Annotated in this window: 21 protein-coding genes and 2 pseudogenes; 10 read left to right on the top strand and 13 right to left on the bottom strand. The window is 68.4% G+C overall.

Going from position 1 to position 19,432, the window contains the following annotated elements:
• The 4 genes and pseudogenes from A5701_RS25295 to A5701_RS25280 form a co-directional block, all read right to left on the bottom strand.
• A pseudogene (locus A5701_RS25295) lies at positions 1–176 on the bottom strand (ABC transporter permease); the annotation flags it as partial.
• The gene (locus A5701_RS25290; RefSeq protein ID WP_067760693.1) at positions 173–859 is read right to left on the bottom strand and encodes an ABC transporter permease; all 687 of its coding nucleotides are present in this window, start codon (positions 857–859) and stop codon (positions 173–175) included. The gene A5701_RS25290 and the pseudogene A5701_RS25295, both read right to left, overlap by 4 nt.
• Positions 817–1,951: pseudogene (locus A5701_RS25285) on the bottom strand (ABC transporter ATP-binding protein). The gene A5701_RS25290 and the pseudogene A5701_RS25285 overlap by 43 nt, the downstream one beginning before the upstream one ends.
• A complete protein-coding gene (locus tag A5701_RS25280; RefSeq protein ID WP_067760688.1) occupies positions 1,948–2,895 on the bottom strand; it encodes an ABC transporter substrate-binding protein in 948 nt (315 codons plus the stop codon). The pseudogene A5701_RS25285 and the gene A5701_RS25280 overlap by 4 nt, the downstream one beginning before the upstream one ends.
• 100 nt (positions 2,896–2,995) lie before the next feature.
• On the opposite strand from A5701_RS25280, the gene A5701_RS25275 reads away from it, so the two are divergent.
• Positions 2,996–3,346 carry a lipopolysaccharide assembly LapA domain-containing protein gene (locus A5701_RS25275; RefSeq protein WP_067760686.1) on the top strand — a complete coding sequence of 117 codons (351 nt, stop codon included), beginning with the start codon at positions 2,996–2,998 and terminating at the stop codon, positions 3,344–3,346.
• 108 nt (positions 3,347–3,454) lie between these two features.
• On the opposite strand, the gene A5701_RS25270 is transcribed toward A5701_RS25275, so the two are convergent.
• Together A5701_RS25270 and A5701_RS25265 are read right to left on the bottom strand one after the other, a co-directional pair.
• A complete protein-coding gene (locus A5701_RS25270; RefSeq protein WP_067760684.1) occupies positions 3,455–4,501 on the bottom strand; it encodes a phosphotransferase family protein in 1,047 nt (348 codons plus the stop codon).
• Positions 4,502–4,510: 9 nt separating this feature from the next.
• Positions 4,511–5,119: a histidine phosphatase family protein gene (locus tag A5701_RS25265; RefSeq protein ID WP_067760682.1), complete on the bottom strand. Its 609-nt coding sequence runs from the start codon at positions 5,117–5,119 to the stop codon at positions 4,511–4,513.
• A gap of 103 nt (positions 5,120–5,222) precedes the next feature.
• Here A5701_RS25265 and A5701_RS25260 point away from each other — a divergent pair, with 103 nt between their 5' ends.
• From A5701_RS25260 to A5701_RS25235, 6 genes are all read left to right on the top strand, one after another.
• Positions 5,223–5,885: a class I SAM-dependent methyltransferase gene (locus tag A5701_RS25260; protein WP_067760680.1), complete on the top strand. Its 663-nt coding sequence runs from the start codon at positions 5,223–5,225 to the stop codon at positions 5,883–5,885.
• A gap of 62 nt (positions 5,886–5,947) precedes the next feature.
• On the top strand, positions 5,948–6,994 hold the full coding sequence (locus tag A5701_RS25255; RefSeq protein ID WP_067760678.1) for a phosphotransferase family protein: 1,047 nt from the start codon (positions 5,948–5,950) through the stop codon (positions 6,992–6,994).
• A 1-nt stretch (position 6,995) separates the two neighbouring features.
• A complete protein-coding gene (locus A5701_RS25250; RefSeq protein WP_067760676.1) occupies positions 6,996–7,760 on the top strand; it encodes an SDR family NAD(P)-dependent oxidoreductase in 765 nt (254 codons plus the stop codon).
• A 124-nt stretch (positions 7,761–7,884) separates the two neighbouring features.
• Positions 7,885–9,192, top strand: coding sequence for an acyl-CoA dehydrogenase family protein (locus A5701_RS25245; protein WP_067760672.1), 1,308 nt, complete (start codon positions 7,885–7,887; stop codon positions 9,190–9,192).
• A complete protein-coding gene (locus A5701_RS25240; RefSeq protein WP_067760670.1) occupies positions 9,189–9,797 on the top strand; it encodes a TetR/AcrR family transcriptional regulator in 609 nt (202 codons plus the stop codon). Before A5701_RS25245 ends, A5701_RS25240 begins: the two co-directional genes overlap by 4 nt.
• Positions 9,797–10,762: an NADPH:quinone oxidoreductase family protein gene (locus tag A5701_RS25235; protein ID WP_067760668.1), complete on the top strand. Its 966-nt coding sequence runs from the start codon at positions 9,797–9,799 to the stop codon at positions 10,760–10,762. The genes A5701_RS25240 and A5701_RS25235 overlap by 1 nt, the downstream gene beginning before the upstream one ends.
• Positions 10,763–10,766: 4 nt before the next feature.
• On the opposite strand, the gene A5701_RS25230 is transcribed toward A5701_RS25235, so the two are convergent.
• Entirely contained in the window at positions 10,767–12,668 is a 1,902-nt protein-coding gene (locus tag A5701_RS25230) for an alkyl/aryl-sulfatase (protein ID WP_067760666.1), read from the bottom strand.
• A 142-nt stretch (positions 12,669–12,810) separates the two neighbouring features.
• On the opposite strand from A5701_RS25230, the gene A5701_RS25225 reads away from it, so the two are divergent.
• The gene (locus A5701_RS25225; RefSeq protein WP_046185294.1) at positions 12,811–13,287 is read left to right on the top strand and encodes a lipoprotein LpqH; all 477 of its coding nucleotides are present in this window, start codon (positions 12,811–12,813) and stop codon (positions 13,285–13,287) included.
• Here the strand turns inward: A5701_RS25225 and A5701_RS25220 are convergent.
• The 6 genes from A5701_RS25220 to A5701_RS25205 all read right to left on the bottom strand — a co-directional run bounded on the left by A5701_RS25220 (position 13,280) and on the right by A5701_RS25205 (position 17,680).
• Positions 13,280–14,776 (bottom strand): cell wall metabolism sensor histidine kinase WalK, encoded by a 1,497-nt coding sequence (locus A5701_RS25220; protein WP_067760697.1) that lies wholly within the window; start codon positions 14,774–14,776, stop codon positions 13,280–13,282. The genes A5701_RS25225 and A5701_RS25220 overlap by 8 nt on opposite strands.
• 124 nt (positions 14,777–14,900) lie before the next feature.
• Positions 14,901–15,605 carry a response regulator transcription factor gene (locus A5701_RS25215; RefSeq protein WP_067760664.1) on the bottom strand — a complete coding sequence of 235 codons (705 nt, stop codon included), beginning with the start codon at positions 15,603–15,605 and terminating at the stop codon, positions 14,901–14,903.
• A 151-nt stretch (positions 15,606–15,756) separates the two neighbouring features.
• Entirely contained in the window at positions 15,757–15,912 is a 156-nt protein-coding gene (locus tag A5701_RS28655) for a DUF6131 family protein (protein ID WP_197498930.1), read from the bottom strand.
• Between the two features lie 10 nt (positions 15,913–15,922).
• Positions 15,923–16,171 (bottom strand): hypothetical protein, encoded by a 249-nt coding sequence (locus A5701_RS27785; protein WP_067779589.1) that lies wholly within the window; start codon positions 16,169–16,171, stop codon positions 15,923–15,925.
• A 103-nt stretch (positions 16,172–16,274) separates the two neighbouring features.
• Positions 16,275–16,682 carry an MmcQ/YjbR family DNA-binding protein gene (locus A5701_RS25210; RefSeq protein WP_067760661.1) on the bottom strand — a complete coding sequence of 136 codons (408 nt, stop codon included), beginning with the start codon at positions 16,680–16,682 and terminating at the stop codon, positions 16,275–16,277.
• Positions 16,683–16,741: 59 nt separating this feature from the next.
• Entirely contained in the window at positions 16,742–17,680 is a 939-nt protein-coding gene (locus A5701_RS25205; protein WP_067760658.1) for a class I SAM-dependent methyltransferase, read from the bottom strand.
• Between the two features lie 208 nt (positions 17,681–17,888).
• Here A5701_RS25205 and A5701_RS25200 point away from each other — a divergent pair, with 208 nt between their 5' ends.
• The gene (locus tag A5701_RS25200; RefSeq protein ID WP_231972880.1) at positions 17,889–18,887 is read left to right on the top strand and encodes a phosphotransferase family protein; all 999 of its coding nucleotides are present in this window, start codon (positions 17,889–17,891) and stop codon (positions 18,885–18,887) included.
• A 19-nt stretch (positions 18,888–18,906) separates the two neighbouring features.
• Positions 18,907–19,425, top strand: a complete 519-nt coding sequence (locus tag A5701_RS25195) for a hypothetical protein (protein WP_067760654.1) — start codon at positions 18,907–18,909, stop codon at positions 19,423–19,425.
• Positions 19,426–19,432: the final 7 nt, after the last annotated feature.

Genomic DNA, 19,432 nt, shown 5'->3' with positions numbered 1-19,432 from the left:
GGGATCCGACCGGTGTGCCCGATGACGAGCCCGACGGGGACGGCGATCAGGGCCGAGGCGCCGACCGCGACGGCGGTGTACTCCAGATGCTCCAGGATGCGCGCCGCGAGCCCGACCGGACCCGTCCAGTTGTCGGCGGTCAGCAGAAAGGAGACGGCCCGCGCCACGAAGTTCATCGCGCGCCCCCCACGATCGGGGCGACCACCGACCGCCGGCGCGGCGGCCGCCCGGCGCGTTCCCACGGCGTGATCAGCCGGCCCGCCACCATGATCAGGGCGTCGATGACGACCGCCAGCGCGAAGAGCGCGATGATGCCGGCCAGGATCTGGTCGCTCTTGTTGGTCTGATAGCCCTCGGTGAACCACGTGCCCAGGCCGCCGATGCCGATCACCGAGCCCACCGAGACCATCGCGATGTTGGTGACCACCACCACCCGCAACCCGGCCACCAGGACCGGAATGGACAGCGGCAGTTCAACTTTCAGCAAGCGGCTCAGCGGCGGGTAGCCGACCGCGGTGGCGGCGTCGCGCACCTGCGCCGGCACCGCGTCGAGCGCCTCGAGGACCGCCCGCACCAGCAGCGCCGCGGTGTAGGCGGTCAGTGCGACCAGCACGTTGGCCTCGTCGAGGATGCGGGTCCCGATGATCATCGGCAAGACCACGAACAGAGCCAGTGACGGGATGGTGAACACGACGCTCGCGGTCGCCGTCGTCAGCCGGCGCGCAACCGGCGCGCGCTGCACCGCCGCGCCCAGGGGGACGGCGATCACCAATCCGATCAGCACCGGCACCAACGACAGCCGCAGGTGAATGATCGTCAAGGCCCAGGCATCGTCGAGGTGGGTGAGCAGGTAGTGCATGCGTCACCCCCGCCGCCGGGCTTCCGCCGCGGCCAGCACGTCACCGGCCAGCACGCCGCCGATCACCCTGCCGCCGTCGTCCACGGCGACGCCCACGCCCGACGGTGAGGACAGCGCCGCATCGAGCGCGTGGCTGAGATTCCCCCCGGGACGAAACAGCGAGCCGACGCCGCTCATGCTGTCCGAAAGCGACGCGCCGGCCCGATGCCGGCGCAGGCCGTCGCCGTCGATCCACCCCATCGGTGCGTGCGCGCCGTCCACCACCACCGCCCACTCGTCGGCGACGGTCTCGGGAAGATTGGCCGCGGGGATGCACCGCACGCCGTGCAGCGGCAGGCCGGCCGCGTCGATGAGTTGCAACCAGCGATAGCCGCGGCCGAGGCCGATGAACCTCGCGACGAAGTCGTTGGCAGGCCGCGACAGCAAGCGCGCGGGTTCGTCGTACTGCTGCAGCGTGCCGGCCCGGAAGACGGCCACCCGGTCGGCCAGCTTGAGCGCTTCGTCGATGTCGTGCGTGACGAACACAATCGTCTTGCGCAATTCGCTTTGCAGACGCAGGATTTCGTTTTGCAGGTCAAGGCGTACCACCGGGTCGACCGCCGAGAACGGCTCGTCCATCAACAAAATCGGCGGGTCGGCGGCCAGTGCACGCGCCACGCCGACGCGTTGTTGCTCACCGCCGGACAGCTGCGCGGGGTAGCGGGTGGCCAGCTTGGTGTCCAGTCCGACGCGTTCGAGCACCCCGTAGGCGGCGGCACGGGCCGCCCGCCGCGACTGTCCCTTCAGCACCGGAACCGTTGCGACGTTGTCGATCACCCGCAGGTGCGGCATCAGTCCGGCGTGCTGCATCACGTAGCCGATCCCGAGGCGCAGCCTCACCGGGTCGAGCGTGGACACGTCCACCCCGTCCACGGTGATGGTGCCGGACGTCGGCTCGATCATGCGGTTGACCATGCGCAGCGCGGTGGTCTTGCCGCTGCCCGACGAACCGACGAAGACGGTCAACTTCCCGGTGGGGATCACCAGACTGAGCTGGTCCACCGCGGTAGTCCCGTCGGCGAATGCCTTGCTGACGTTGTCGAAAACGATCATTGGCCCACCGGATGGTCGAATCCGTTGTCCCGCAACCAGTTCCGCGCGGCCTGGTCGGGGTCGATACCAGAGTTTCCCGCCACCGCGGCATTGAGCCCCGCCACCCCGGCGGTGGTCAGCTTCGCCGACACGGCGTCCAGCACCTGCTTGAGCCGGTCCGACTTCTTCTGCGAATTGACCAGCGGCACAATGTTGCCGGCGATGAAGTTGTGCTCTGGATCCTCCAGCACCACCAGACGGTTCTGCGGGATGGCCGGTGACGTGGTGAAGATGTTGGCGGCGTTGACCCTTCCTTCCAGCAGGGCGCGCACCGTCACCGCGCCGCCGCCGTCGTTGATGGCGACGAAGTTACCGGGCCCGATGTCGAGCCCGTATTTCTGCCGCAGCCCCGGCAGGCCGGCCGGGCGGTTGGCGAACGCGGAGGGCGCCCCGAATCTCACGTCCGGCGAATGTGCCGCCAGGTCGGCGATTGTCTTCAGCTTCCACGAATTAGCGGTCGAGTCGGTCACGGTCACGGTGTCGGTGTCGGCGGCAGGCGACGGGGTGAGGACGGCGAGGTCGCCGGGAAGTTTGCGGTCGAGCTCCAGCTCGACGGCGTCGAGCATGGTCGCCGTCGACTCGGGCTCGAAGTAGAGCAGCAGGTTGCCGATGTACTCGGGCACCAGGTCGATGGAATGGTCTTTGAGCGCGGGTATGTAGGTCTCCCGGCTGCCGATCCCCATCCGCCGGCCGACCTCGAAGCCGTTGGCCTGCAACGCTTGTGCGTATATCTCGGCGATGATCTGCGACTCCGGGAAATCGGCGGATCCCACCACGATCGATTTCGGGCTGCGGACCTCCGCGCCGAGCGGGTCGGGGCTGCTGCACGCCGCGAGAACGCCGATCGCCGTGACCCACACCGCCGCTTGCACGATCGCGCGGAGCGCGCGCGACGGCATCCTCATACCGCCGACAGTAACGTCAGAACCCGCCCCGCGCCGGGACGAAGCGGGCCGGCTGCGCTGCGTGGTTTCATTCTGCGCCGGATCGGACAAAGATGACCCTATGAGCAGCCCCAACCCTGCCTCGCCCACCCAACCACCCGCCAAGCCCGCCGCGGCGCCCAAGTCCGGCGCGGCGCCCAAGGAGCCTGCCATCGGGTTCACCCGCGCCGGTGCGCTGTGGTCGTCCCTGATCGCCGGGTTCCTGATCCTGATCTTGTTGCTGATTTTCATCACCCAGAACACGACCTCCACGCCGTTCCAGTTCTTGGGCTGGCATTGGAGCCTGCCACTGGGGGTGGCCATTTTGCTCGCCGCCGTGGTCGGCGGGCTGATCACGGTGGCCGTCGGCACCGCGCGCATCCTGCAGCTGCGCCGCGCCGCCAAGAAGCACCACGCCGCCGCGTCGCGGTAGGCGGCAGCGCGCCATCGCTTATGCGTCCTGGGCTTCCGCCGCGCGCCCCGGGCGGGAAAACGGGCGATTTCGCGCCGTCACCTCACACTCGAAGCCGTGGTCGCACACTCAGCCCGGCAGCTTGGCCAGCTCGGCCAGCCCGCGCGAAATCAGGGGCGCGACGACCTCCGGCATGTGGTCGGAGTCCATCCCGCGAGCCTGATCCGACATCCGCCTGCGGAAGTCGATCCCGGCGGCGATGATGGCGAGCTTGAAGTAAGCCAGCGCCATGTAAAACTCCCAATGCGCCAGCGGCAGACCGGCGACCAGCGAATAGCGATCGGCCAGCTCGTCGGCCGTCGGCAACAGCGGTGACGTCCAGGCGGCCTGCGCGTTGACGATCAGGTCCAGCGCGGGGTCTCGGTACACGCACATCAACGCCGCGTCGGAGAGCGGGTCCCCGAGGGTGGACAGCTCCCAGTCGACGACGGCGCGAACCTTCGTCGGGTCGTCGGCGTCCAGGATCGTGTTGTCGATCCGGTAGTCGCCGTGCACGATCGAGGTCCGGCTCTGCTGCGGGATGGCGTCCTGCAGACCGGAGTGCAGGCGCTCGACGTCGGCGTCGCGGCGGTCGTCGGGCAGCCGCACCAGCGCCCATTGCGAACCCCACCGCCGCACCTGCCGCTCGAGATAACCGTTGGGCTTGCCGAAGTCGGCCAGGCCCACGGCCGCGGGGTCGACGGAGTGGAGGTCGACGAGGACCCGGATCAGCGAGTCGACACAGCCCTCGATGACGGTGTGGCTGAACGCTTCGAGCTGGGCGCGGCGGCGCACCACCTGGCCGGCAACGAATTCGACGATCTGGAACGGCGCCCCCAGCACCGACTCGTCCTGGCACAGCGCGATCGCGCGCGCCACCGGAACCGGGGTGTCACGCAGCGCGGCGACCACCCGGTACTCGCGGGCCATGTCATGCGCCGACGGGGTCAGGCCGTGCAGCGGCGGGCGCCGCACCAGCCAGCTGGTCGCGTCGTCGTAGACGCGGAACGTCAGATTGGAGCGGCCGCCGGAGATGAAGTCCGCGCGCAACTCGCCGTCACGCCCGATGCCCAGCGAACGCAGGTAGGAGTCCAGCGAGGCCAGGTCGAGGCCTTCGAGTTGGTCAGCTGAAGTCACCGGACTTGTTTACCACCTCTGATTTCGTGGCAGCAGGTCCCACACGTGCTCGACACCGTTGACCCCAGCGACCGTCGCCTCACCTGATCGCGAGAACAGTAGCCGGGTGACCGAGGCGTAGTCGACGGGGAACGACAACAGCCGGGACGTGCCCAGGATCTGGTGCAACAGCACGTTGATCACTCCGCCGTGGCTGAACACCGCAACGGTGTCCTCGGGGGCGACGGAGGCGACGAGGTCGTCGACGGCCGCGCGCACCCGGGCGAGAAACGCGTCCTCGTCGACCGCGCTGGGCAGGTGCCCCTGCGCCAGCCGCGCCCACTCTTCGGGCATCTCCTCGCGGATCTGCTCGACGGGGATGTAGAGCGGAAGGTCGCGGTCGTATTCGGCGAATCGGTCGTCGATTTCGACGGTCAGCTCGCGCGCCGCCGCGACCGGCTCGGCGGTCTGGATGGCGCGCCGCTGCGGGCTGCTCACCACCCGGGAAATGGGAAACCTGTCCAGCGCCTTGGGTAGTCGCTCGATCTGAGCCAATCCCTCGTCCGACAGGTCCGGGTCTGAGCCCTCGCCGTGTTCGCTGCGCAGCGGCAGCGCGTGCCGGACCAGAAGCAATTGCATGGGTGTCTTCCTGTCTGTGGTTGCGCGCGACGTGTTCATTCAAAGCATGCGGACTCGCCCCCGCAAAATAGGGCTCATTGAAGGCCGATCTCGAGGAGGAAAAATGACCGAGCCGAGCATGGATTGGGACACCGCGTACCGGCAGGACACGCCACCGCCGTGGAGCATCGGCCGGCCGCAGCCCGAGCTGGCGAGGCTGATCGACGAAGGCAGGATCCGCAGCGACGTGCTGGACGCCGGGTGCGGCCACGCCGCCCTGTCGCTGGCGCTGGCCGAGCGCGGCTTCACCGTCGTCGGCCTGGACAGCAGCGCGACCGCGATCGAGGCCGCTTCGGTGGCGGCGGCGGAACGCGGCCTGGCCACGGCGACCTTCGCGCAGGCCGATGTCACGAATTTCCGCGGCTACGACGGCCGCTTCAACACCATCCTGGACAGCGGGCTGTTTCACGCGCTGCCGCCGGAGAAGCGCCAGGACTACCTGCAGTCGATCCTCCGGTCGGCCGCCGCGGGAGCGGCGCTCTACATCCTGGCCTTCGCCGCCGGGGCCCTGGGCGACGCCAACCAGGGCGGCGGGCCGCGGGGCTTCGACGAGGAGGAGTTGCGCGAGGCCGTCTCGACGCTCTGGCGGATCGACGATCTGCGGCCGGCGCACGTGTACGGCAACGCGCCCGAGTCCTCCGACGGCCCGCTGGCACACCTCGATCGCGACGGCGAGGGCCACTTCCTGGCCCCCGGATTCCTGGTCAGCGCACGCAAGCCCCACTGAGCCGAAAGCGAGGCGCGGGCGCCAGAGAATGCTATTCTCCGCACGGAGAGTGGAGTGTGCGGATGACGACGGTAGATCAGTCCGGGCTGGATGCGGCCGTGCTTGCCCGCTGGCTCGATGCGAACGGCGCACCGGGGAACGGTGAAGAACCGCGCGTAGAGCAACTGAAGGGCGGTTCCCAGAACACGCTGTGCCTACTCGTCCGCGGTGGCCAGCGGATGGTGTTGCGGATGCCAGGCACCCGCGCCGACGCCGCCCGCATCGACGGCTTGCTCCGCGAGATCCGCTTGGTGCGAGCGCTGTCCGGCACCGACGTCCCGCACGCGGCGCTGATCGCCGCCGACGAGACCGGCACCGTGCTGGGCATGCCGTTCTACGTCATGCAGGCCATCGATGGGTGGAGTCCGATGGACGGCGGCTGGCAGCCGCCGTTCGACACCGACTTGACGGCCCGGCGCGGCCTGGCCTTCCAGTTGGTCGAGGGCGCCGCCAAGCTGGGCCGGGTGGACTGGCGGGCCCAGGGCCTCGACGGCTTCGGTCGGCCGGACGGGTTCCACGAGCGGCAGGTCGATCGCTGGCTGACCTTCCTCGACGCGTACAAGGTGCGCGACCTTCCCGGGCTCGACGAGGCCGCCGACTGGCTGCGCAACAACCGGCCCTCGCACTACCGGCCGGGAATCATGCACGGCGACTACCAGTTCGCCAACGTGATGTTCGCGCACGGGGAGCCGGCGCGACTGGCCGCGATCGTGGACTGGGAGATGACCACCGTCGGCGACCCGCTGCTCGATCTGGCGTGGTGCCTGCTGGGCTACGACGGCGAAGAGCCCCGGGCCGACGGGTTCTATTTGGACATGGCCGGCATGCCCACGCGCAGCGAGTTGTTGGGGCACTACGAGGCGATCAGCGGCCTGTCCACCGACAACATCGACTATTACCTGGTACTGGCCAACTGGAAACTCGGCATCGTGCTGGAAAAGACTTACGCTGCGGGGGTGCGCACCGGGAAGGTCGATCCCAAGATCCAGGACGCCTTCGGGGCGATGATCCCGCAACTGATCGCCACAGCCGCCGACCTCGCGCGGTCACTGCCGTCCGGGGGCAGCTGAAATGGGTTACGCCGAACGGCTTTTCGATCTCACCGATCGGGTCGTGCTGGTCACCGGCGGTAGTCGCGGGCTGGGGCGCGAGATGGCCTTCGCGGCGGCCCGCTGCGGCGCCGACGTCGTGGTCGCGAGCCGCAACATGGACAACTGCATGGCCACGGCCAAGGAAATCGAGGCCGAAACCGGGCGCTCGGCCCTGCCGTATCAGGTCCACGTCGGTCGCTGGGATCAGCTCGACGGATTGGTCGAGGCAACCTACGACCGGTTCGGCAAGGTCGACACGCTGATCAACAACGCCGGCATGTCACCGCTGTACGACAAGCTGACCGACGTCACCGAGAAACTGTTCGACGCGGTGGTCAACCTGAACCTCAAGGGCCCGTTCCGGTTGTCGGCCTTGGTGGGCGAGCGGATGGTGGCGGCCGGCCGCGGGTCGATCATCAACGTGAGCACGGCCGGCTCGTTGCGACCGACGCCCGACATCGTCCCCTACGCCGCAGCCAAGGCCGGGCTCAACGCCATGACCGAGGCGCTGGCGAAGGCGTTCGGGCCGTCGGTGCGGGTCAACACCCTGATGGCCGGCCCGTTCCTGACCGACGTGAGCAAGGCGTGGAACCTCGACGCGGCGCCCGGCAAGCCGTTCGGGCACCTCGCGCTGCAGCGCGCCGGAGATCCGGCCGAAATCGTCGGTGCCGCTTTGTTTCTGGCGTCCGACGCGTCCAGCTTCACCACCGGCTCGATCCTGCGCGCCGACGGTGGAATTCCCTAACGCGCGGCGATCGCGAGCGCGGCGCCGCCGGGCGCGGCGGGTCGCCGCCGATGAGCGCGGCGATCGCGAGCGCGGCGCCGCCGGTCCCGGCGGGTCGCCGCCGATGAGAGAGTAGGAGATTCGAATGTCTTGGGACTTCTCCACCGAACCGGAGTTTCAGGAGAAAATCGACTGGGTCCGAGAGTTCGTCCGCCACGAGGTGGAACCCCTCGAGGTGCTCTTCCCCGGCTGCGAGTTCCTGCCGCTCGACGACGAGCGCCGCCGCATCGTCGATCCGCTCAAGCAGCAGGTTCGCGACCAAGGCCTGTGGGCGCCGCATCTGGGCCCCGAACTGGGCGGGCAGGGATTCGGCGCGGTCAAGCTGACCTTGATCAACGAGATTCTGGGCCGCAGCCCGTGGGCGCCGATCGTGTTCGGCACGCAGGCGCCCGATACCGGCAACGCCGAGATCATCGCCCGCTTCGGAACCCAGGGCCAAAAGGACCGCTACCTCGCCGGGCTGCTGTCCGGGGAGATCTTCTCGTGTTTCTCGATGACCGAGCCGCAGGGCGGCGCGGATCCGCGCGTCTTCCGGACCCGCGCCTTCCGCGACGGCGACGACTGGGTGATCACCGGTCGAAAGTACTTCTCTTCCAACGCCTCCGTCGCCTCCTTCTTCATCGTCGTCGCGATCACCGACCCGGACGTGCCCGTGCACCGCGGCGCCTCGACGTTCCTGGTACCCGCCGACACCGAAGGCCTCACCATCGAGGCCACCCATCACCTGGTCGGCGCGCTACCGCACGAGCCCGGGCACTCGCTGGTCCACTACGACGGGGTGCGGGTGCCGGCGGACGCGATGCTGGGCGAACCCGGTCAGGGCTTCATGATCCTGCAGACCCGGCTGGCCGGCGGGCGGCTGCATCACGCGATGCGCTCGATCGGTGTCGCCCAACGGGCGGTGGAGATGATGGCCCGGCGCGCGAAAAGCCGCTTCACCCAGGGCAGTTCGCTGGCGGACAAGCAATTGGTGCAGGCGTTCATCGCCGACTCCTACACCGAGCTGATGCCCTTCCGGCTGGCGGTGCTGCACGCGGCATGGCTTATCGACACCGCCGGGGAGCACGCGGCCCGCGCCGAAATCGGCGCCTGCAAGATCCTGGCGTCGCAAGTGCTGAAATCGATTGGGCTGCGCGCGATCCAGGTGCACGGTGCACTCGGCACCACCGATCAGCTGCCACTGGTCAACGTGCTGCTCGGCGGGGTGGCACTGGGCCTGGCAGACGGACCGACCGAAGCCCACAAGGTCAACCTGGCCCGGCTGCTACTCAAGGGATACGAGGCCGAGGACGCTGAGTGGCCGAGCGAACTGCTCGACATCCGCCGGGAGGCCGCGCGCACCAAGTACGGCGACCGGATCGATCGGGTTCCGGCGCTGCCCGATAAGCCGTGAGCAGCAGGGTGACGGCGGCCGTCGAGCGGGCGCTCGACGAGCGGCAGCGGGAGGCGACCGAAGAGGTGGAGCGGATCCTGGCCGCCGCCGTCCGCGTCATGGAACGGGTTGCGCCCGAACCGCCGCGGGTGAGTGACATCGTCGCCGAGGCCGGCTCGTCGAACAAGGCGTTCTACCGCTATTTCGCCGGCAAGGACGACCTGATCCTGGCCGTCATGGAGCGCGGGGTCGCCATCGTCGTGTCCTACCTCGAGCACCAGATGGCCAAGGAGCGCGAGCCCCGCGACCAGGTCGCCCGCTGGATCGAGGGCACGCTCGCGCAGGTGGCCGACCCGCAGCTGATCAGCATGAGCCGGGCGGCCGCCGGCCAGATGTCGGCCGGTGCGAACTGGCGCGCGGCGGATCAGGAGATGATGCGGCCGCTGCGGGATCTCCTCGTCGAACCCGTTGCGGCGCTGGGCAGCAAGGATGTCGAGCGCGATGTCGAGGCCGTGTTCAGCTGCACCGTCGCGACGATGCGCCGCTACCTAGGGTCAGGCGACCGGCCGGGTCCGCCCGACATTGCACACCTGGTGGAGTTCTGCCTACGCGGTCTGGGGGTTTGATGCGCGCCGTTGTCTGTCGTTCCTACGGCACTCCGGAAGATCTGGTACTCGAGGACGTGGACGAGCCGGTGCCAGGCCCCGGGCAGCTGCTGGTGCGGGTGCACGCCGCGGCGGTCAACTTCCCCGACGTGCTGTTCATCGCCGGCAAGTATCAGGTCAAGATTCCGCCGCCGTTCATCCCGGGCAATGAGGTCGCCGGCGAGGTGATCGCCGCCGGTGCGGGCGCCCGTTTCGAGCCTGGACAGCGGGTTTCCGGCACCACTTTTGGGGCGTTCGCCGAACAGGCGCTGCTGGACGCGAACCAGGCCGCGCTGATCCCCGAGGACGTCGACTTCGGGTCGGCCGCCGCCTTCGGGGTGACCTACCGCACCGCCTATCACGCGCTGCGCTCGACCGCCGCGGTGACAGAAGGGGATTGGGTCGTCGTGCTGGGCGCCGCGGGCGGCGTCGGGCTGGCCGCGGTGGACCTGGCCGTCGCCATGAAGGCACGGGTGCTGGCCGCCGCATCGAGCCCCGAGAAACTCGAGCTGTGCCGGCGTCGCGGCGCCGAGGCGACCGTCGACTACGACCGGGAGGACCTCAAGTCGCGCATCCGCGAGTTGACCGGCGACAGCGCCCGGGCGGTGCTCGACCCCGTCGGCGGGCCGTACGCGGAGCCGGCGCTGCGCGGGCTGGCGCGTGGCGGCACCTTCGTCACCCTGGGCTACGCCGCGGGGACGATCCCGGCGATCCCGCTGAACCTCGTTCTGCTCAAGGACATCTGCGTCCGCGGCATGGAGATCCGCACCTTCGCGACCGACCACCCCGAGGAGTCCGCCCGGGACTTGCGCGAACTATCGGAGATGTTCGCCGCCGGCACGATCCGGCCGTACATCGGAGCACGGTTCCCGCTGGCCGAAACGGCGGCGGCGTTGCGGCATGTGGCCGACCGGAAGGTGTTGGGCAAGGTCGTCATCGACATCTGACTTGTCACGGCGTGACGATGTCGAAGCTCGGGTCGGGCTGATCGAGCACACCGAGCAGGGCCTGGAGCGCTGCCTGGTTGCCGGATATCTGCAACCCGGGCGAGGAGAAATCACCCATCGCCGCGGACAGCAGCCGAAACTTGCTGTCCAGTTGAACCGTGACCGATGCCGTCGCCGGATCGGCCGCCACTTTGCGGTAGACCAGCACGCCGTTGCGCAGGGTGAGCCGGTAGTTGGTGGCAAGATCGGCGAAGGCGAGATCGATGGCGAGGTCGAGATCCCAGCTGCGCGGGCCGTCGACCCGGATCGCGAGGCTGTCGAAGATCTGCTCGGGCGTCAACTGGGAGAGCATGGTGGGCGAGGCGACCTGCGCCGCGGTGCCGAAGTTACCGCCCCGCAATTCCGTTGCGCCACTGAGGAAGAAGTTGCGCCACGTCGCGTTCTCGGCCCCATAGGCCAGCTGCTCGAGGGTGTCGGCGTAAAGCGTGCGGGCGCCCTCGTGTGCGCTGTCGGTGAAGATCGCATGATCCAGTAGCGTTGCCGCCCAACGGAAGTCGCCGGAGTCAAAGGCTGACTGGGCCAGGCCGACAACCCGGTCGATCCCACCGATCGCCTCGACGTAGCGCGGCGCGAGCGCCTCCGGGGGATGCGGCCACAACCGCGCCGGGTTGCCGTCGAACCAGCCCATGTAGCGCTGATAGACGGCCTTCACGTTGTGGCTGACCGACCCGTAATAGCCGTGGGTGTGCCACGCACGCTCGAGCGCCGGCGGCATCCGGAACATCTCGGCGATCTCGATCCCGGTGTAGCCCTGGTTGAGCAGCCGCAGCGTCTGGTCGTGCAGATAGGCGTACATGTCGCGCTGCAGCGACAGGAACTCGACGATGCTGTCCCTGCCCCAGGTCGGCCAGTGATGGGAGGCGAACACCACGTCGGCGCGGTCGGCGAAGGTGTCGATCGCCTCGGTGAGATAGCCGGACCAGGCGTGCGGATCGCGCACCAGTGCTCCCCGCAGGGTCAACAGGTTGTGCAGGTTGTGGGTGGCGTTCTCCGCCATGCACAGCGCGCGGAACCGCGGGAAGTAGAAATGCATTTCGGCCGGCGCCTCGGTGCCGGGCGCCATCTGAAACTCGATCTCCACCCCGTCGATGGTGTGCGTCTCACCGGTCTCGCGAATGTCGATGGTCGGCACGATGATCGCCACTTCGCCGGTCGACGGGGCCTGACCCAGCCCGCAGCCCACCTGGTCGCGCGGACCGCGGGGCAGCATGCTGCCGTACATGTACGTCGCCCGCCGCGTCATGGCCGGGCCGGCGTACACGTTCTCCTGCACCGCATGCTCGACAAAACCGTCCGGCGCCAACACGGCCACGGCGCCGTCGTCCACGTCCGCCTGCGAGGTGACGCCCAGCACGCCGCCGAAGTGGTCGACATGGCTGTGGGTGTAGATCACCGCGACGACGGGCCGGTCGCCCCCGCGGTGGGTGCGATACAGCGCCAGCGCGGCCGCGGCGACCTCGGTGGACACCAGCGGGTCGATGACGATGATCCCGGTGTCGGTCTCGACCAACGTGACATTCGAGATGTCGAGGCCACGGACCTGATAGATCCCCGGAACCACTTCGTAGAGTCCCTGTTTGGCGGCCAGCGTCGACTGCCGCCAGAGACTGGGATGCACCGATGTCGGCGCCGCGCCGCCGAGGAACGAGTAGGCGTCGTTGTCCCACACCACGCGGCCGTCGGCCGCCTTGATGACGCACGGGGACAGGGCGGCGATGAATCCGCGGTCGGCGTTGTGAAAGTCGGTGTCGTCATCGAATGGCAGGGCGTGTGCGCGATGCGCCGCCTCGATGACTGCGGTGGGGGGTTTGCGCTGCACGCCAATACATTGCCATTGGCGCGCCATTCCGTACTAGAGGTTCTTGTCAAGTGACTAACGAACACAGAAACAATTACCCGGAACTCTAGATCTTCGGTCCAGTTAACCCTCATACTGCCCACACGGCCCTCAATGCCGAGGGTCGCAACTTTCGGGCAAAGGAGAACACGTGAAGCGTGGACTGATGGTCGCGGTGGCCGGAGCAGCAATTCTGGCCGCCGGCATTTCCGGCTGTTCCAGCAATAAGTCGAGTTCAGGCGGTTCTGGCACCAGCTCCGCGGTGAACACCTCGGCGGGCGCTGCCAGCGGAACCAAGGTCCTCATCGACGGCAAGGACCAGAACGTGAGCGGCTCGGTGGTGTGCACGACCGCCGGCGGCAACGTCAACATCGCCATCGGTGGTGCCGCGACCGGAATCGCCGCCGTGCTCACTGACGCCAACCCGCCCCAGGTGAAGTCGGTTGGACTGGGCAACGTCAACGGTGTGACGCTCGGCTACACCTCCGGGACCGGCCAGGGTAACGCCTCGGCCGAGAAGAACGGCAACAGCTACAAGATCACCGGCACGGCCACCGGCGTCGACATGGCCAACCCGATGCAGCCGGTGAACAAGCCGTTCGAAATCGACGTCAACTGCTCTAGCTAATCGAGGATGCGGGCGGTTGCCACCCGTTGAGTGGCAACCGCACCGTGAACTCGGTATGGCCGGGTGAGCTGTCCACGGTGATAGTCCCGTTGTGCGCCTTGACCACCGCGGACACGATCGCCAGGCCCAGCCCGGTGCTTCCGCCCTTGCGGGACCGCGAGGTGTCGCCGCGGGCGAAGCGCTCGAACACTTCGGATTGAAGCGCCGCCGGGATCCCGGGGCCGTTGTCGATGACCCGCAGCACGGTGTGCGCCGGCTCGGTGCTCAACCGCGTTGTCACGACGGTGCCCGCGCCGGTGTGCAGGCGGGCGTTGGCGAGCAGGTTCGCCAGCACCTGGTGCAGGCGGGCCGCATCGCCGGTGATGATCACGGGTTCCTCGGGCAGGTCGAGTTCCCACTGATGGTCCGGTCCGGCGACATGCGCGTCGTTGACGGCGTCGACCGCCACCCGCGACAGATCGACCGGTTCGCGTTCCAGCGGCCTGCCGGAGTCCAGCCGGGCCAGCAGCAGCAGGTCCTCGACCAGTCGCGTCATCCGTTCCGTCTCGGAGGCCACCCGGCTCATCGCGTGCGCCACCGCCTCCCGGTCGTCGCCCATCCGCTGGGTGAGTTCGGTGTAGCCGCGGATCGCGGCGAGCGGCGTGCGCAGTTCGTGGCTGGCGTCGGCGACGAACTGGCGGACACGGGTCTCGCTGGCCTGCCGGGCCGACAAGGCGGCCGCAATGTGATCGAGCATCCGGTTGAGGGCTGACCCCAGCTGGCCCACCTCGGTGTACGGGTTCGCGTCGGATTCACGCACGCGGAGCGGCAGCTCGACCTCACCGCGATCCAGCGGCAGGTCGGCCACCCGGCTAGCGGTCTGCGCGACCCGGCGCAACGGCGCCAGCGCCCGCCGGATGATGATGGCCCCGGCGATCGTCGCGGCGGCCAGCGCGACCGCGGTGACGATCGCGAAAATGATCAGCATCCGGATCAAAGTGGCGTCGACGTTGGCCATCGAGAGGCCGGTCACGATGGTGTCACCCCCGTTGCGGCTCGGGGCGGCGACCACCCGATACCGGCCGAGCCCGTCCAGGTTCAGGGTGACCGGAGCGCGGCTGCCCGCGATCTGCTCCAGCTGAGACTGGGCGGCCGGGCTCAGCGCGGCCCGGGTGCCGCTGCTGGTGAGGTAGCCGGCGTCGACGGTTTTGCCGTGGTTGACCACCGCGGCCACCATGCCCGCCGGCTGACCGGGGGCGTCCAGAAACCGCGGGCCAGGACCCGGCCGCGGGTAGTAAGAGTGTTCGTGCCGCGGGCGGTTCGGCTCGGGGTACATCAGCGCCGAGCGGAAAGACGTGCCGGCGAGTTGTCCGTCGAGCTGCTTCACCAGGTGGTGATTGAGCGCCAGCTCGGTCACCGCAGTGATGCCGACGCACACGATGGCCAACACGACGATCTGCCCGACCAGCAGCCGCAGCCGCAGGGACCAGGCCCGCCGTGAACTGGCCAACGGTCGCGACCCGCTGCTGAACAACGGTCGCGACCCGCTTCGCCCGGCTTCGCCGCGCTCGCGATCGCTCCCAGCCAACGGTCGCGACCCGCTTCGCCCGGCTTCGCCGCGCTCGCGATCGCTCCTAGCGCGCGGGCTTGAGGACATAACCCGCGCCACGCAGCGTGTGGATCATGGGCTCGCGACCGCTGTCGATCTTCTTGCGCAGATACGAGATGTACAGCTCGACGATGTTGGACCGGCCGCCGAAGTCATAACTCCACACCCGGTCGAGGATCTGGGCCTTGCTGAGCACCCGCTTGGAGTTGCGCATCATGAACCGCAGCAACTCGAACTCGGTGGAGGTCAACGAGATCGGCTCGCCGCCGCGGGTGACCTCGTGGCTGTCCTCGTCGAGGACCAGATCGCCGACCACCAGTTGCGCGCCGCTGTCCAGCGTCGTCACCCCGGTGCGCCGCAGCAGCGCCCGCAGGCGCAGCACCACTTCTTCGATGCTGAACGGTTTGGTGACATAGTCGTCGCCGCCGGCGGTCAACCCCGCGATCCGGTCCTCCACGGCGTCCTTGGCCGTCAACAGCAACACCGGCAGCTGGGGGTTTTCCTCGCGCAGCTTGTGTAGGACGTCGAGCCCGCTCATGTCGGGAAGCATCACATCGAGCACGACCACGTCCGGGCGCTGGGCACGGGCGGCGGCGATAGCCGATGCCCCGTCGCCGGCCGTCGCGATGTTCCAGCCCTCGTAGCGCAACGCCATCGAGACCATCTCGGCCAGCACCGACTCGTCGTCCACGACCAACACATTGATCGGATTGCCATCGGCACGACACATAACGACCCGCTCGACGGAGGCTCGCGGCTGAGTCACAGGTTCCAGTATGCGCACCGCGCTGAGCCGCCGCTATGGCCTAGCTTTGTGTGCCCTGTGAACGGGATCGCGCGACTGCTCGGCAGTCGCGCGATCCCGTTTCCCGGCGAAGTGGCTAATACCAGTAGCGCCGGCCGGCGACCGGGCGGCCAATCGAGCCCATGATCCACAACACTGCGCCGATGACGAGCACGACGACGCCGATCTCCCACAGCAATGGGATGCTGAAAACAAAGCCGAGAATAAGCAGGATTACGCCGAGGACAATCATGACGACTCCTTTAGGTAAGGGGCACTAGGACAGCAGGCATTGAACTGGGCTGCGGAACATGGCAGTCCTTGACTTTCGGGTTGACGCCCCCGTAATTCAAAGGCCCCGCGATGACGGTCAACGCGATGTTTCCCGCCGTGACACAACTGGTTGAGTCACCCTTGAAGTAATCGCGTTGCCATGCCGCAAAAACCCCGATGAGCAGCCATACCAGGGCAATCGTGCCGATGATTCCGCTGCCACGCATGGTGACCTCCAATGTGGTCGAGAAAAATTTCTCGTGGACGATAGTTACCCATTCGACTTGTGTCTAAACATTCCGCGTGGGCGAATTCGGCGGTGCGCCAGCGGAGCCCGCCGCACTAACGCCCGGCGAGCCATGCCGAGGCCCGCCTCTTCGACGCGCGGGAAAGCCACGCATCCTGGATCAGCTCGGCCAGTTCCGTCTTGCCAATTTCCGGCAATCGGGCAGCCCGCACCAGCACCGACGGATGCCCGTCGAAATGGTCGGTGGTGAAGAACGGGGAATCGGGATCCTGGGTCAGCGCCAGCTTGTCGCTCTCCGACTCCACCCAGAGCATGATCACGTCGGCATAGCGCTCACCGGTGTCCGGATCGGTGGCGTCGGGCTGCGGCGTCCGGAAGAACACGAATGACTTGCCGCCGACCTGATAGATGGCGTTGCCCTTCGGCCCCTCCAGGCGCTGGACGTGCGGCATCGATCCGGCGATCTCGTGCACGTCGCCCACTCGTGCGGGTCGGTCAACCACACCGGCGAGCGTAGCGGCCTTGCGGGCGTGAGCGATTCAGCGGTCGAGCGCCCTGACGATCAGCGCCGCTGCGCGGAAACGTAGAGCGTGGGCGGCATCGTGGCCTCTGCGTCGTGCGGAATGCTCCGGTTATAGCGGGCCATCAACTCGGCGAACGTCGCGGTGCTGACCTCCCAGCCGTGCTCGCGCAGCCACCCATCGACCGGGGTGCGCTCTTCGGCGTACCAGAGGTCGTCGAAGTCGGTGATCTCGGAGTCCACCAGTTTGGCGGCCGCGGCCCGCATCCGCTGCATGTCCTCGCGCTGACGCCGGACGACCTCGGGTTCGGTGAAACCGGCAGCCGGGACGTTGGAGGCCAGCCAGCTTCCGGCCGCACTCAACGCATGAATGCGCTCGAACAACAGGTCCTGGGCCTGCGCCGGCAGGTAGCGCACGAGGCCCTCGGCCGACCACGCGGCCGGCCTCGACGGGTCAAAGCCCGCTTCCTGCAGCGCCTTCGGCCAGTCCTGCCGCAGATCGATCGCCACGTTCACCAGCCGCGCCTTCGGCTCGGCCCCGTGCTCGCGCAGGGTGTTGGACTTGAATTCCAGGACCTTGGGCTGGTCCAGCTCGTAGACGACGGTGCCGTCGGGCCAGGGCAACCGCCAGGTGCGGGCATCCAGGCCGGCGGCCAAAATCACCACCTGCCGCACACCGGAGTTGGCCGCGCCCAGGAAGAACTCGTCGAAAAACGCTGTCCGCGTGGCCATGAAGTCGATCATCAGCTGGATGCGCGAGCGCACCTCCGGCTCGAGTTCAACGGCCTTTGCCAATAGCTTGGGATCGGCGTAGATGCTCCACATTCCCTCGCCCGCGGCGTCCACGAACACGCGCGCGAACGGGTCGTCGATGAGCGGGTCTGCGCTCTCGGTCTCGGCGGCCCGCGCCGCGGCGACGCCCAGCGCGGTGGCTCCCACGCTTTGGGTGATGTCCCAGGAATCGTTGTCGGTACGCGGCATCGCCAGTTCCCTTCCAAGGGGGAGTCAGTTAGTTGCGCACACTATTGTTCCAGCCCGCGCCGCCCGAAGCCGCTTGCAAACGGTCACCTAGGCTTTTTCCCAGTTGCCCCACAGGGTCGCAGAGGAGCGCTGGCATGACGGAAGTGTTCGACCCGATCGGTAAGGGCCGCGCGTGGATGGCGTGAGCCTGGACGCCGTAGCGGCGTGGATGTCCGAACAGGGACTCGGCGAGGGCCCGTTGGAGGACGTCTCCCCCGTCACCGGCGGCACGCAGAACGTCATGCTGCGGTTCACCCGGGCCGGGCGCCCTTACGTGCTGCGGCGCGGGCCGCGCCACCTGCGTCCGCGCAGCAACAGCGTGATCCTGCGGGAGACGAAAGTGCTTGCCGCGCTGGCCGGTTCCGATGTCCCGCACCCGCACCTGATCGCCGCCTGCGAGGACACCGGCGTGCTGGGTGATGCCGTCTTCTACCTGATGGACCCGGTCGACGGCTTCAACGCCGGCGAAGGACTGCCACCCCTGCATGCGGGCGACCCGGCCGTACGCCACGGCATGGGCCTCTCGATGGCCGATGCGCTGGCCCGGTTGGGCGCCGTCGATCACGTCGCGGTGGGCCTGGCCGATTTCGGCAAGCCAGAGGGCTTCCTCGAACGGCAGGTGCCGCGCTGGCTTTCCGAGCTGGACTCCTACAGCGAGTACGACGGCTATCCGGGGCCCGACATCCCCGGGATCGACGACGTTGCCGGCTGGCTGGAACGCCACCGGCCGACCACCTGGACGCCGGGCATCATGCACGGCGACTACCACGCCGCCAACGTGATGTTCTCCAACACCGGGCCGGACGTGGTGGCGATCGTCGACTGGGAGATGTGCACGATCGGCGACCCGCTGCTGGACCTGGGCTGGCTGCTGGCCACGTGGCGCCAGCCCGATGGGTCCAGCGTGTTCAGCCACGCCCTGGGCGGCCAGGGCGGGTTGGCCAGCACCGGCGAGCTGTTCGAGCGCTACGCGGCCAACACCACCCGCGACCTGTCGCATATCACCTGGTACACCGTGCTGGCCTGCTTCAAGCTGGGCATCGTCATCGAGGGGACGCTCGCGCGGGCCTGCGCGGGCAAGGCCGAAAAAGAGGTCGGCGACCAGTTGCACGCCGCCACGGTCCACCTGTTCGAGCGCGCGCTGGGCCTCATCGAGGGTGAGCGCTAATCCACTAACATCACCCTTCGTGCCGCCCTATCCCGAGGAACCCGACTACTACTCCGAGCCCACCCAGGCCGCGCGGTATGGCGGGTATTACGACGAGCCGGCGCCCGAGCCCGAGCCGCCGACGCCGTGGTATCGCCGTCCGGCGGCGCTGGTAGCGGCGGGCGCGATCGGGGTGATCGTGCTGGCGCTGGTGGCGTTCGCAGTGGTCAAGCTGGTCGGCGGTTCGCCCGCGCACAGCCCCGCGACGACGACCACGACCACGACCACGACGACCACCATTCCGTCCACCACCGTGCCCACCACGACGACAGAGCCGCCCCGGCACCACGGCGGTGGCGGAGGTGGCGGCGGTGGCGCGCCGACCGAGACCGTCACCGAGACGGCGCCGCCACCGAGCACCGACACCCCCACGCCCACGACGACGGAGCCGCCGAGCACGGTCACGGTGTCGCCGAGCACCGAGACCAGCACCGTCACGCAGACCGTGACCGTACCGCCGCGCCGCGGCCCCTTCGGGGGTCCGTTCGGCGGGCGCTAGCGGCGAG

It is taken from the genome of Mycobacterium sp. E3305 (genome assembly GCF_001666785.1).
Taxonomy (GTDB): domain Bacteria; phylum Actinomycetota; class Actinomycetes; order Mycobacteriales; family Mycobacteriaceae; genus Mycobacterium.
Note: the sequence above shows the minus strand (reverse complement) of the source record. Positions and strands in the feature narration are given on the sequence as shown.